The following is a 12,493-nucleotide window of genomic DNA, read 5'->3' on the forward strand; positions in this document are numbered from 1 at the left end:
ATAAAACCAATTACTTGATTTTAGCTTCTTTGTACATAACGTGCTTGCGAACTACAGGATCAAATTTTTTGATCTCGAATTTGCCTGGCATGTTACGCTTGTTTTTGTCGGTAGTGTAGAAGTGACCTGTACCAGCAGATGATACTAGGCGGATCTTCTCACGAATGCCTTTAGCCATTGTTCAAATCCTCTTAAACGTTCTCGCCGCGAGCACGCATATCAGAAAGAACAGCTTCGATGCCTTTCTTATCAATGATACGCATACCTTTTGCAGAAAGGCGTAGTTTAACGAAGCGTTTTTCGCTTTCTACCCAGAAACGATGAGTTTGCAGGTTCGGCAGAAAACGACGCTTGGTGGCATTACGTGCGTGTGAACGGTTGTTACCCGTTACAGGACGCTTACCAGTTACTTGGCATACACGGGACATTACTGTCTTCTCCAAATCGTTTCAGCTCGATATCAACCATGGTTAGCCAAATGAAAATCAAGTTTTCATCTAACCATAGCTATCAAAGGTCGCGCATTATACTAAGTCAAAACCAGTTGCTCAAGTCCCGAGCAGATCCTTTCGCAACATTTTGTTCGATTTCGGCTCATTTTATAGCCAACCTCGTTCAGCAAAAGAAGTAATTTCTCCATCGCCGACAACAAAATGATCGAGGACACGAATATCCACTAAGGCTAGTGCATCACTGATCTTGCGCGTTATTCGACGGTCGGCCTGACTTGGCTCTGCGACGCCTGACGGGTGATTATGCGCTAAAATGAGCGCGGCTGCATTAAGTTCCAGTGATCTTTTTACAATTTCCCGCGGATATACGCTTGCAGCGTCGATTGTTCCTTCAAATAATGCCTCTCCAGACAGAACTCGATGCTGATTGTCCAAAAATAACACAAAAAAAACTTCGCGATGACGGTCCCGCAGAACCTGACTCAGGTACCGACGGGTATATTCAGGGCTGGTCAGGGCATCTCCTTTGGACAAAGTTTCAGCAAAATGGCGTTCACTCATCGCCATTACCGCCTGCAATAAAGCATATTTCGCAGGCCCAAGCCCCTTATGACGACAAAAATCCTCTTTTCCCACCGCCAACAAAGCCCGCAGCGAGCCAAATTCATCCAGTAAGTGCGTCGCCAACTCCAGCGCATTCATTCCGGCAACCCCGGTGCGCAAAAAAATTGCCAACAGCTCGGCATCAGTCAGGGCAGCCGGACCGTGAGATAACAGCTTCTCCCTCGGCCGGGAGGCAATCGGTAATAATTTTAAAGACATGTTGTCCCCTTCTGTCACAAACTACAGAAGAGGACGACCGAATAGGAAGAACAAGCACTCCCCTTAAGTTGTGGGAAAACCCTCGCAATAATTTCAGGTGGTTACATTACACCCTGAACTGACCTACGAGCGAACGCATCTGCTCGCCAGAAGCGGCCAGTTGGGCAGTGGTCGCCTGAGTACCAGACAGCGCCTCAACCAAGCGACTCAGGATCTGCTGAATCGACACCAGGTTAGTATTAATTTCTTCAGCAACACAGCTTTGCTCTTCAGCCGCCGTCGCCGTTTGCGTGCCCATAGTATTGATACAAGCCACCGCTTCCGTCACCGTAGCCAGGCTTTCGGTGATCTTATGTGACTCACCTAACGTGGTCTGGCTTCGCTGCTGGCTCACAGCCATCGCCTCAACCGCCTTACGGGTTCCTGACTGAAGCTCTGCCAGCATCTGGTTGATTTCCTGTGTACTTTGCTGGGTACGCCCGGCAAGGGAACGCACTTCATCGGCCACCACGGCAAATCCCCGTCCCTGCTCACCAGCCCGCGCCGCTTCAATTGCTGCATTAAGGGCCAACAGGTTAGTTTGCTCGGCAATGGCACCTATCACGGTCAACACGGAGTTAATCTGCTCAGCCTGCTCATTGAGCACATCCATCGCCTGTGCCGCACTGTCAACATCCCCGGCCAACTGCTCAATGCTGCTGACCACAGTATCGACTTCCAGTTGCGCCGCCTGAGTCTGGTTAGTCGCTTCCTGCGTCGCCTCTGCGGTATTGATGGTGTTATTCGCTACTTCACGGGCAGAAGCGCTCAGCTCAGTGACTGCCGCCACCACCTGATCGGTTTCGCGGCTATGCTGCTCCATCTGTCCGCCTGCTGCTTCCGTTTGCTGTTGCAGGGCATGGGAGGCTTTATCAACATGCGTTGCGACTTGTTGGATTTCACCGATCAGCTGTTGCAGTTTTGCCATGAAATCATTGAAGGCTGTTGCCAGATCGCCGATTTCATCATTTGCCGTCACATCCAGACGTGCGGTCAAATCCCCGCCACCGGCTGCTATGTCTTTCAAAGCCTCAACCATATGGTTCAGCGGCTGCATCGCCCGTCCGGTCACCCAGAGCACAATCAAGCCAGCAAAAATAATCACCGCCAGCGTCGTGCCGAGAGATATCCACACCTGGCGCTGGAACTTCGCTTCAGCCTGCTGCTGGAATGCTGCTACGTCAGCATCAATATCATCAATGTAGACACCGGTCGCCAGCACCCAGTCCCATTTTGCCAGGTACTCTGCATAACCCAGTTTCGGCGCGGTCGCGTCAATAGACGGCTTGTGCCAGCTAAAATGAAGGAAGCCATCACCTTGTTTGGCCGCCTCAATCAGTCCGGCAATCACCTTCACACCGTTTTCATCGACGACACCAATCAAATTTTTACCTTCAAGCTTCGGTTGGGCCGCATGCATGGTATTAACGCCTTGCGAATCATAAGCGAAGAAATAGCCGTCCTCACCAAAACGCATCGCGGTCAGAATCTTCTTCGCCGCCTGAATATTTTCACCGTTCTGATCGGCGCTGTAGAGATCATTAATTGCCGTTCTGGCTAACTGGATGGCGCCTTTCAGTTCCTCTTTCTTCATGGTGACAGTCTGGGTGCGGTAGGCATTGATTTGTTCCGCAAGGTTGGTCTTCTGTTCGGAGAGATAAACAAAGTTAACAAGGCCGGCAACAAGTACAACGGGCAGTAAAACAAGTAGCAGCAATTTGCCGCGGCAACGTAATTCCATCTGGGTATTTCCTGCATTACTTAGAATAATTTTTCTTCTTTCACCCTATTTATTGCAGGGTTTTATTCCATGACCGACCCGACAAAAATGACATTCCCCCAAGGAATAAATAACAAAAATTTGCACTTCTCCGAGATTCCCAGTTGATCTCGGCCGATGATTCTCCGGCCCTTTGGTGCTATCTTGTTGCCGAATTCACAGGTTCAGAGAGACAGGCAAAACGATGCAAACACTGGCAGGAAAGAAAATACTTCTGGGTATCAGCGGTGGAATTGCGGCGTACAAATGCGCCGAACTGACACGCCGCCTGATTGAGCGCGGCGCTGAAGTCCGTGTCGTCATGACCCGGGCAGCCGAGGAATTTATTACTCCCCTGACCATGCAGGCGGTATCCGGCCACCCGGTTTCAGACAGCATTTTCGACCCGGCGGCGGAAGCGTCGATGGGTCATATCGAGCTGGCAAAATGGGCAAATCTGGTGCTGCTGGCACCAGCTACCGCCGACCTGATCGCCCGCGTCAGTGCCGGCATGGGCAATGATTTGCTGTCCACTCTGTGCCTGGCAACAGACTCACCAATTGCCGTTTCACCAGCAATGAATCAGCAGATGTACCGCAATGTTGCCACTCAGGAAAATATTGCGACCCTGAAGCGTCGCGGCTTTCACATCTGGGGGCCGGACAGCGGCGAGCAGGCCTGCGGTGATGTCGGTCCGGGTCGTATGCTAGACCCGATGGATCTAGTTCACCTGACTGAAGATTTCTTCCAGCCAGCCGATCTTGAAGGCATCAAAATCGCGATCACTGCCGGCCCGACACGTGAAGCCATTGACCCGGTGCGTTACCTGACCAACCACAGCTCGGGCAAGATGGGTTATGCCATTGCTGAAGCCGCGGCTAAACGCGGTGCGGAAGTCACCCTGATCAGCGGCCCTGTCAACCTGGCAACCCCGGCTGGTGTTACACGCATTGATACCGCCAGCGCCGAGCAAATGCATCAGGCCGCGATGGATGCAGCAACCCAACACAATATTTTCATCTCCTGTGCGGCAGTGGCTGATTTCCGCCCGGCAGAAGTTGCAGACCAGAAGATGAAGAAAAAAGACGGCGAAGATGAAATGATCCTGCGCTTGGTGAAAAACCCGGATATCGTCGCCAGCGTTGCCGCACTGACCGAACAGCGTCCGTTCACAGTCGGGTTTGCAGCTGAAACCCGGGATGTGGAACAATACGCGCGCGGTAAACTGAGCCGCAAAAACCTGGACCTGATCTGCGCCAATGATGTTTCGCAGCAGGGTCAGGGTTTCAACAGCGACAACAATGCCCTGCACCTGTTCTGGTCTGCCGGCGACAAAGCTTTGCCGCTTTGCACCAAACATGAACTGGGCCAGCAGCTAATCAGTGAAATCATCACCCTATACAAAGAGAACAAGCATGAAAAAAATTGATCTGAAAATCCTCGACCCACGAGTTGGTAACGAGTTCCCGCTTCCTACCTATGCAACTGAAGGTTCTGCGGGTCTGGATCTGCGTGCTTGTCTGGATGAAGCCCTGACGGTTGAGCCGGGGCAGACTCACCTGGTACCGACCGGCCTGGCAATCCACATTGCCGACCCGAGCCTGGCAGCCACTATCCTGCCGCGCTCTGGGCTGGGCCATAAACACGGTATCGTACTGGGCAACCTGGTTGGCCTTATCGACTCGGATTACCAGGGCCAGCTGATGGTTTCTGTATGGAACCGCGGCCACAGCACATTCACCATTGAACCGGGCGACCGCATTGCCCAGCTGGTCTTTGTTCCTGTGGTTCAGGCTGACTTCAACATCGTCTCAGACTTTGACGCCACCGACCGTGGCGAAGGCGGTTTCGGCCACTCAGGCCGTAGCTAACCCTCTGCTGGCGAAGTAAACAAATAAGCGCAAATATAAAGCCCGGCCCTTCAGGTTGGGCTTTTTTTGTCGATAAATAGATCAGTATCTAAAGCTCATGCTTTTCACCGTTCAGCTCCGTCGATAAGATATGCGGGTTTCAAACTGTCCGGTGACAGTCTCATTTCGAAAAGGATCGGTTATTCATGGCAGGCAACAAAAAGAACAATCGCCGCGAAGAAATTTTGCAGGCGCTGGCACAAATGCTGGAATCTGCCCAAGGCAGTCAGCGAATTACAACAGCTAAGCTGGCAGCTCAGGTAGGGGTTTCTGAAGCCGCACTGTATCGCCACTTCCCAAGTAAAGCCCGAATGTTCGAAGGGCTGATTGAGTTTATCGAAGACGCCATCACCACACGTATCAACCGTATCCTGGATGACGAAAAAGACACCCTGAACCGCCTGCGCATGGTTCTACAGCTGATCCTGGGCTTTGCTGAGCGCAACCCGGGCCTGAGCCGCATCATGACCGGTCATGCGCTGATGTTTGAACAGGACCGCCTGCAAGCGCGTATCAACCAGCTGTTTGAGCGTATTGAAACCCAGCTGCGCCAAATCCTGCGCGAGCGTAAACTGCGCGAAGGCAAAGGCTTCCCGGTCGATGAAAACATCCTGGCAGCCCAGCTGCTAGGCCAGGTTGAGGGCAGCCTGAACCGTTTTGTTCGCTCTAACTTCAAATACAAGCCCACTGACAGTTTCGACGAATACTGGCAGCTGCTAAGCGCCCAGCTCGGCTAAGAGCATCAACGATGCTTTCAGAATAAAAAAGCGAGAGGTCAATACCTCTCGCTTTTTGTTTTCGAAACTGGCGGTTAAATTAAACCCCGTACTCCGCACGATAGGCTTTCACCGCTTCCAGGTGGGTTTCCATGCCATCCTGCTCTTCCAGGTAGCTCACCACATCACCCAGCGACACAATCGAAATTACGGCACAACCGAAGTCACGTTCTACTTCCTGAATCGCTGACAGCTCACCCTTCCCCTTTTCCTGACGGTCGATAGCAACCAGCACCCCAGCCAGATCCGCACCGTTAGCCTTGATGATTTCCATCGATTCCCGAATCGCAGTACCGGCAGTGATCACATCATCAACCAGCATTACGCGGCCTTCCAGTGCACTGCCGACCAAGTTACCGCCTTCACCGTGATCCTTGGCTTCCTTACGGTTAAAACAGTACGGCGTATCGACATCATGGTGATCCGCAAGAGCAACCGCAGTCGTCGTTGCAATCGGAATACCCTTGTAAGCCGGGCCGAACAGCACGTCATATTCAATACCTGCATCCACCAAAGCTTCAGCGTAAAAACGGCCCAGGCGTGCCAGGTCACGACCCGTGTTAAACAAACCCGCATTAAAAAAGTACGGGCTCTTACGGCCAGATTTCAAAGTAAACTCACCAAACTTCAGAACCCCTTTCTCCAGAGCAAATTCGATGAACTGACGCTGATATGCTTTCATGGTTTCTCCTTATATATGCGATTCAAATTACGCGAGTGCTATGACTAAACCTGTTTCCTTTATCCATGGAGGATAAGTTCAGGCCAAAAAAAAGCGGCTCCAATAGGAACCGCTTCAAAATCAATTTTCCAACGCCTGCTTCTGAACGTTGATAATATCGGCAATGCCCTCTTTCGCCAGGGCCAGCATCGCCAGCAATTCTTCATGACTGAAGGCTTCGCCTTCGGCCGTCCCCTGGATCTCAATCATCTTGCCTTCTTCGGTCATCACCACATTCATATCGGTTTCGGCAGCCGAGTCTTCAACATACTCAAGATCGCAAATCGCCTCACCGTTATAAATGCCGACAGAAACCGCAGCCACCATGCCTTTCAGCGGGCTTTTCTTCAGCATGCCGTTTTCCAGCATGTAGTTGATGGCATCAACCAAGGCAACCATTGCACCGGTAATTGATGCAGTACGAGTACCACCGTCAGCCTGGATAACATCACAGTCAACCGTGATCATCTGCTCACCCAGCACTTCCAGATCCACAGCGGCGCGTAGGCTGCGTGCGATCAGGCGCTGGATTTCCATAGTACGGCCACCCTGCTTGCCGCTCGCCGCTTCACGGCGATTACGCGAGTGAGTCGCGCGTGGCAGCATGCCATATTCAGCGGTAACCCAACCCTGTCCTTTACCTTTCAGCCAGCGTGGCACATTTTCTTCAACACTGGCGGTACAGATAACTTTGGTATCACCAAACTCAACAAGCACCGAACCTTCAGCATGAGCTGTAAAGTTACGGGTGATCGTAATAGGACGTACTTGACTGGCGTTTCTTCCGCTTGGACGCATTGATGTTACCTTTAGCTGGCTGATATTAACCGGCGATTATAGCCAGAACCGCCCGCTAATGTACACCACACCATGAAACGCAATCACCGAGGGTCAGATTTCTTTTATAGTCAATGGTGCGTATAATCAGCGCATCGTCGCAGCTACGCCGACAACGTTTTAATAGTGCTTCCTTGCCCGTAGCGGCCAGCAAGCCAGATACGTAGCTGTAATCCTCATCTAGTAAAGGGCCATCAGCCAATGATTCATAGCATGACCGCCTATGCCCGTCGCGAAGTTAAAGGCGACTGGGGCACTGCCGTTTGGGAAATCCGTTCTGTCAATCAACGTTACCTGGAAACCTACCTGCGTTTGCCGGAGCAATTCCGCAGCTTGGAACCAGTACTTCGCGAGCGTTTCCGTAAGCGCCTGGCGCGCGGCAAAGTGGAATGTAACCTGCGTTTTGAAGCTAACGCAGCAACCAGCAACGACCTTCGTATCAACGAAGAGCTGGCAAAGCAGGTTATCAAGGCGGCTCAGTGGGTAAAAGAAACTGCAGGTGAAGGCAGTGTCGGCCCGTTCCAGGTACTGAACTGGCCAGGCGTGATGGAAGCGCCGGAGCAGGATCTGGATGCCATCAACAAAGCCCTGCTGGAAGGGTTTGACGAAACCGTTAACGACTTTATCGCTGCTCGCGCCAGCGAAGGCGACAACATGAAGGCCCTGATTGAACAGCGCCTGACCGCAATTGCCGAAGAAGCGACAAAAGTTCGCGCCCATATGCCGGAAATTATGAACTGGCAGCGCGAACGCCTGACAACCCGCTTTGAAGAAGCAAAGGTAGAACTGGACCCGACCCGCATTGAACAGGAACTGATCCTGCTGGCGCAAAAAGTTGATGTCGCCGAAGAACTGGATCGCCTGGATTCTCACGTAAAAGAGACCCACAAGATCCTGAAAAAAGGTGGTGCCTGTGGCCGCCGTCTGGACTTCATGATGCAGGAATTCAACCGCGAATCGAACACCCTGGCCTCTAAGTCTATCAATACCGACATCACCGCCTCAGCGGTTGAGCTCAAGGTACTGATTGAACAAATGCGCGAGCAGATTCAAAATATCGAATAACGCTCAGAAGCCCCGGTCATGCCGGGGCTTTCTTCTATTAATGCCCAAAACCTAACTCTTACCTCTGACACCGCAGCGAAACCTCGTCATATAAATGTCATCAAACACCCAGATATTGGCAATAAAGAAACTGACCAAGTTGAATTTTTCATCAGTCAGCTGATTCATTTTTCACGCAGTTCATGATACCCTGCGCGCCCTTCTACCACTTGGTGAGCAACACAATGAGCAAAGGCACCCTGTATATCGTTTCTGCGCCAAGCGGCGCCGGTAAATCGAGCTTGATTTCAGCACTGCTGGAAAATAACCCAACATATGCAATGAAAGTTTCGGTATCACATACCACCCGTGACATGCGTCCTGGTGAAGTAAACGGTGTGCACTACAACTTTGTCGCTGTGGAAGAGTTCAAAGCGCTGATCGATGAAGGTGCATTTCTGGAGTTTGCTGAAGTATTCGGTAACTACTACGGCACTTCTCGTCCATGGATTGAAGAAAACCTGGATAAGGGTATCGATGTATTCCTGGATATCGACTGGCAAGGTGCGCGACAGATCCGCAAGCAAATGCCGGAAGCCCGCAGCATCTTTATTCTGCCACCTTCTCGTCCTGAACTGGAGCGTCGTCTGAACACGCGCGGCCAGGACAGTGAAGAAGTCATTGCCAAGCGTATGTCCGAAGCGCGTTCAGAAATTTCCCATTACAATGAATATGATTATGTCATTGTAAATGATGATTTTGATGTCGCCGTTATGGATATGAAGGCAATTCTTCGCGCCGAGCGCCTGAAAGAGGCCAAACAAGCGGTGAAGCATGCTAATATGCTTGACTGCCTACTGGCAGAAGAATAAACAATTTTGTACAATTTTCCTCTTAATTTTGTTAGTTAACCACTGGAGTCCTCCATGGCACGCGTAACCGTTCAAGACGCTGTTGATAAAATTGGCAACCGTTTCGATCTAATCCAAATTGCTGCTCGCCGCGCACGTCAGATGCAAACAGGCGGTAAGGATCCACTGGTTCCGGAAGAGAACGACAAGTACACAGTGATCGCGCTTCGTGAAATCGAAGAAGGTCTGATCACTAAAGATATCCTGGATGCACGTGAGCGTCAGGAACTTCAAGAGCAAGAAGCAGCTGAACTGGCAGCAGTAAGTGCTATTGCAGGCAACAACCGTTAATTCAGGGAACCGGGCGAATTGTATCTTTTTGATAGCCTGAAAGAAGTTGCAACAGAGTACCTGCCTGAGCCCCATATTGAGGCCCTCAGGCAGGCATACCTCGTTGCGCGAGATGCCCATGAAGGGCAGACCCGCTCCAGCGGGGAACCATATATTATCCACCCGATTGCCGTAGCCCGCATCCTCGCGGAAATGCGCCTCGACTATGAGACGCTGATGGCAGCCCTCCTCCATGACGTTATCGAAGATACCGAGGTCACCAAAGAAGATCTCGAAAGTCGCTTCAGCGCGACGGTAGCCGAACTGGTCGACGGGGTATCGAAGCTGGATAAACTGAAGTTCCGCGACCGCAAAGAAGCGCAAGCCGAGAACTTCCGCAAGATGATCATGGCCATGGCCCATGACATCCGCGTTATTCTGATCAAACTGGCCGACCGTACGCACAACATGCGCACCCTGGGTGCCCTGCGTCCGGATAAGCGCCGCCGCATTGCCCGCGAAACCCTGGAGATTTTCTCTCCGCTGGCCCACCGCCTTGGTATCCATAACATCAAAACCGAACTGGAAGAGCTCGGCTTTGAAGCGCTGTATCCCAACCGCTACCGGGTACTGAAGCAAGTAGTGGCAGCCGCCCGCGGCAACCGCAAAGAAATGATTAACAAAATCCATGCTGAAATTGAGGGTCGCCTCAATGATGCGGGGATTGACGGCACTGTGCTGGGTCGCGAGAAGAACCTGTACTCCATCTACAACAAGATGAAGAACAAGGAACAGCGTTTCCACTCGATCATGGACATCTACGCCTTCCGCGTACTGGTCAAAGATCTGGACACCTGTTATCGCGTACTGGGTCAGGTTCACAACCTGTACAAGCCCCGCCCGAGCCGGATGAAAGACTATATCGCCATCCCGAAAGCCAATGGCTACCAGTCACTGCATACATCACTGGTCGGCCCGCACGGGGTTCCAGTCGAAGTCCAGATCCGTACCGAAGATATGGACCAGATGGCCGACAAAGGCGTTGCCGCCCACTGGGCTTACAAAGACGGCGAGCGCAACAGCGGCACAACCGCGCAGGTTAAGGCCAAGCGCTGGATGCAGAGCCTGCTGGAGCTGCAGCAAAGTGCCGGCAGCTCGTTCGAATTCATCGAGAACGTTAAATCTGATCTGTTCCCGGATGAGCTCTACGTCTTCACGCCGAAAGGCCGCATTGTTGAACTGCCTGTCGGGGCAACCGCAGTCGACTTTGCCTACGCCGTGCATACCGATGTCGGTAATGCCTGTGTTGGTGCCCGTGTCGATCGCCAGCCATACCCGCTGAGCAAGCCACTGAAAAACGGCCAGGCCGTAGAAATTATCAGTGCACCGGGTGCCCGCCCGAATGCCGCATGGCTCAACTATGTAGTGACTTCCCGTGCCCGGACCAAAATCCGCCAGGTGCTGAAAACCATGCGCCGCGAGGAGTCTCTCAATCTGGGCCGCCGCCTGCTCAACCATGCTCTGGGCGAGTTGAATATCGACCAGATCGATCCGGAAAACCTGGAACAGGTACTGGCAGATTTGCGTCTTGAAAGCCTGGATGATCTGCTGGTTGAAATCGGCCTCGGCAAACTGATGAGCGTAGTTATCGCCCGTCGACTGCTTGGCAATGCCGATGAGCTTACCGAACGCGAAACCGACAGCCGACTGGCTATCCGCGGAGCGGACGGTATCCAGCTGACCTTTGCCAACTGTTGTCACCCAATCCACGGTGATCCAATCATGGCGCATATCAGCCCGGGTAAAGGCCTGGTTATCCACCGTGAAGAATGTGCCAATATCCGTGGCTACCAGCGCGAGCCGGATAAATATATGGCCGTCGAGTGGAGTGAGGACTTCGAGCAGGAATTCCTGACTAACCTTAAGGTCGATATGCTTAACCACCAGGGTGCCCTCGCCGATCTGACCAACACCATTGCCGCGACTGGTTCCAACATCCAGGGGCTGGCAACGGAAGAGAAAGATGGCCGTCTGTACACCATCACGGTGAAGCTGACGACGAAAGGTCGTATCCATCTGGCGAATATCATGCGCCGTATCAGGGTGATGCCGAATGTGGTGCGTGTATCTCGCCGGAAGAACTGACAGCAAGAACGAGGCACAGCCTTGCTCCTGCACTGAACCGAAACGCCCGTCTACGGGCGTTTTCTTTATCAAAGAAAGACAAGCAAGATTATGACTCCTGAACGTTTTGAACGTATTCAGTCGGTTTTGGCCACCCGCCAGCCAGATCTGACGGTGTGCATGGAAGAAGTGCATAAACCTAACAATGTATCAGCCATTATCCGTACCGCTGATGCGGTTGGCGTCCACAAAGTCCATGCCGTCTGGCCGGAAGAAGGCATGCGTGTCCTGAGCAATACATCAGCCGGTGCCCGTAACTGGGTTGAGCTGGAAACCCACGATTCCATGGTTAATGCCGTCAGTACCCTGAAAACCCAGGGTATGCAGGTGCTGGCAACCAACCTGTCGGATACCGCCATTGATTTCCGTGAAGTGGATTACACCAAACCGACGGCCATTATCCTCGGCGGCGAGAAAAATGGGATCACGCCTGAAGCACTGGCCCTAGCCGAGCAGGACATCATTATTCCAATGGTGGGTATGGTACAGTCTCTTAATGTTTCGGTTGCCAGTGCCCTGATCCTCTACGAAGCGCAGCGCCAGCGCCAGCTTGCCGGCATGTACGACAGGGAAAAGACCCAACTGCCGGACGACGTAGTCCACCGTATTCTGTTCGAGCGCGGCCACCCGGTACTGGCCAAAGTTGCCCGCCGTAAAGGCCTGCCTTACCCACCGCTGGACGAACAAGGCCAGATTGTCGCTGACGATGAATGGTGGAGCATCATGCAGGCAACCGAGCCGAAGCGAAAAGCCAAATAACAGCGAAAA

The 12,493-nt window shown here is 52.3% G+C and carries 14 protein-coding genes; 8 read left to right on the plus strand and 6 right to left on the minus strand.

Annotation, left to right across the window (positions count from 1 at the left end; all coding sequences use genetic code 11):
- Window positions 1-10: 10 nt before the first annotated feature.
- From rpmG to C942_RS19545, 4 genes are all read right to left on the minus strand, one after another.
- The gene (gene rpmG / locus C942_RS19530) at window positions 11-178 is read right to left on the minus strand and encodes a 50S ribosomal protein L33 (protein WP_004405486.1); all 168 of its coding nucleotides are present in this window, start codon (window positions 176-178) and stop codon (window positions 11-13) included.
- A 13-nt stretch (window positions 179-191) separates the two neighbouring features.
- Window positions 192-428 carry a 50S ribosomal protein L28 gene (gene rpmB, locus C942_RS19535; protein ID WP_007469437.1) on the minus strand — a complete coding sequence of 79 codons (237 nt, stop codon included), beginning with the start codon at window positions 426-428 and terminating at the stop codon, window positions 192-194.
- A 171-nt stretch (window positions 429-599) separates the two neighbouring features.
- A complete protein-coding gene (radC, locus tag C942_RS19540) occupies window positions 600-1,274 on the minus strand; it encodes a RadC family protein (RefSeq protein WP_007469439.1) in 675 nt (224 codons plus the stop codon).
- A gap of 106 nt (window positions 1,275-1,380) precedes the next feature.
- Window positions 1,381-3,054 (minus strand): methyl-accepting chemotaxis protein, encoded by a 1,674-nt coding sequence (locus tag C942_RS19545; protein ID WP_007469441.1) that lies wholly within the window; start codon window positions 3,052-3,054, stop codon window positions 1,381-1,383.
- 223 nt (window positions 3,055-3,277) lie between these two features.
- Here C942_RS19545 and coaBC point away from each other — a divergent pair, with 223 nt between their 5' ends.
- The 3 genes from coaBC (at window position 3,278) to slmA (ending at window position 5,719) form a co-directional block, all read left to right on the plus strand.
- Window positions 3,278-4,501: a bifunctional phosphopantothenoylcysteine decarboxylase/phosphopantothenate--cysteine ligase CoaBC gene (coaBC, locus tag C942_RS19550; RefSeq protein ID WP_007469443.1), complete on the plus strand. Its 1,224-nt coding sequence runs from the start codon at window positions 3,278-3,280 to the stop codon at window positions 4,499-4,501.
- A complete protein-coding gene (gene dut / locus C942_RS19555; RefSeq protein WP_007469445.1) occupies window positions 4,488-4,943 on the plus strand; it encodes a dUTP diphosphatase in 456 nt (151 codons plus the stop codon). Before coaBC ends, dut begins: the two co-directional genes overlap by 14 nt.
- A 185-nt stretch (window positions 4,944-5,128) precedes the next feature.
- Window positions 5,129-5,719, plus strand: a complete 591-nt coding sequence (gene slmA / locus C942_RS19560) for a nucleoid occlusion factor SlmA (RefSeq protein WP_007469447.1) — start codon at window positions 5,129-5,131, stop codon at window positions 5,717-5,719.
- A 79-nt stretch (window positions 5,720-5,798) separates the two neighbouring features.
- Here the strand turns inward: slmA and pyrE are convergent, their stop codons facing one another.
- Window positions 5,799-6,440: an orotate phosphoribosyltransferase gene (gene pyrE / locus C942_RS19565; protein WP_007469449.1), complete on the minus strand. Its 642-nt coding sequence runs from the start codon at window positions 6,438-6,440 to the stop codon at window positions 5,799-5,801.
- 120 nt (window positions 6,441-6,560) lie between these two features.
- Window positions 6,561-7,277, minus strand: coding sequence for a ribonuclease PH (gene rph / locus C942_RS19570; protein ID WP_007469451.1), 717 nt, complete (start codon window positions 7,275-7,277; stop codon window positions 6,561-6,563).
- Between the two features lie 240 nt (window positions 7,278-7,517).
- Between rph and C942_RS19575 the strand changes: the two genes are divergently transcribed.
- The 5 genes from C942_RS19575 to trmH all read left to right on the plus strand — a co-directional run bounded on the left by C942_RS19575 (window position 7,518) and on the right by trmH (window position 12,484).
- The gene (locus tag C942_RS19575) at window positions 7,518-8,381 is read left to right on the plus strand and encodes a YicC/YloC family endoribonuclease (protein ID WP_036801233.1); all 864 of its coding nucleotides are present in this window, start codon (window positions 7,518-7,520) and stop codon (window positions 8,379-8,381) included.
- A gap of 224 nt (window positions 8,382-8,605) precedes the next feature.
- Complete coding sequence (gmk, locus tag C942_RS19580) at window positions 8,606-9,232, plus strand: guanylate kinase (RefSeq protein WP_007469458.1); 627 nt, start codon at window positions 8,606-8,608, stop codon at window positions 9,230-9,232.
- A 54-nt stretch (window positions 9,233-9,286) separates the two neighbouring features.
- A complete protein-coding gene (gene rpoZ, locus C942_RS19585) occupies window positions 9,287-9,562 on the plus strand; it encodes a DNA-directed RNA polymerase subunit omega (RefSeq protein WP_007469460.1) in 276 nt (91 codons plus the stop codon).
- Window positions 9,563-9,580: 18 nt separating this feature from the next.
- A complete protein-coding gene (spoT, locus tag C942_RS19590; protein ID WP_007469462.1) occupies window positions 9,581-11,686 on the plus strand; it encodes a bifunctional GTP diphosphokinase/guanosine-3',5'-bis pyrophosphate 3'-pyrophosphohydrolase in 2,106 nt (701 codons plus the stop codon).
- A gap of 90 nt (window positions 11,687-11,776) precedes the next feature.
- Entirely contained in the window at window positions 11,777-12,484 is a 708-nt protein-coding gene (trmH, locus tag C942_RS19595) for a tRNA (guanosine(18)-2'-O)-methyltransferase TrmH (RefSeq protein ID WP_007469464.1), read from the plus strand.
- Window positions 12,485-12,493: the final 9 nt, after the last annotated feature.

The sequence above is a fragment of the Photobacterium marinum genome, from assembly GCF_000331515.1.
Taxonomy (GTDB): domain Bacteria; phylum Pseudomonadota; class Gammaproteobacteria; order Enterobacterales; family Vibrionaceae; genus Photobacterium; species Photobacterium marinum.

Bases quoted from the DNA above. Each gene is read 5' to 3' on its own strand.
- C942_RS19545 (WP_007469441.1), bottom strand. From the start codon at position 3,054: ATGGAATTACGTTGCCGCGGCAAATTGCTGCTACTTGTTTTACTGCCC.
- C942_RS19575 (WP_036801233.1), top strand. From the start codon at position 7,518: ATGATTCATAGCATGACCGCCTATGCCCGTCGCGAAGTTAAAGGCGAC.
- rph (WP_007469451.1), bottom strand. From the start codon at position 7,277: ATGCGTCCAAGCGGAAGAAACGCCAGTCAAGTACGTCCTATTACGATC.
- trmH (WP_007469464.1), top strand. From the start codon at position 11,777: ATGACTCCTGAACGTTTTGAACGTATTCAGTCGGTTTTGGCCACCCGC.
- pyrE (WP_007469449.1), bottom strand. From the start codon at position 6,440: ATGAAAGCATATCAGCGTCAGTTCATCGAATTTGCTCTGGAGAAAGGG.
- coaBC (WP_007469443.1), top strand. From the start codon at position 3,278: ATGCAAACACTGGCAGGAAAGAAAATACTTCTGGGTATCAGCGGTGGA.
- gmk (WP_007469458.1), top strand. From the start codon at position 8,606: ATGAGCAAAGGCACCCTGTATATCGTTTCTGCGCCAAGCGGCGCCGGT.
- radC (WP_007469439.1), bottom strand. From the start codon at position 1,274: ATGTCTTTAAAATTATTACCGATTGCCTCCCGGCCGAGGGAGAAGCTG.
- slmA (WP_007469447.1), top strand. From the start codon at position 5,129: ATGGCAGGCAACAAAAAGAACAATCGCCGCGAAGAAATTTTGCAGGCG.
- rpmB (WP_007469437.1), bottom strand. From the start codon at position 428: ATGTCCCGTGTATGCCAAGTAACTGGTAAGCGTCCTGTAACGGGTAAC.
- rpoZ (WP_007469460.1), top strand. From the start codon at position 9,287: ATGGCACGCGTAACCGTTCAAGACGCTGTTGATAAAATTGGCAACCGT.
- rpmG (WP_004405486.1), bottom strand. From the start codon at position 178: ATGGCTAAAGGCATTCGTGAGAAGATCCGCCTAGTATCATCTGCTGGT.
- dut (WP_007469445.1), top strand. From the start codon at position 4,488: ATGAAAAAAATTGATCTGAAAATCCTCGACCCACGAGTTGGTAACGAG.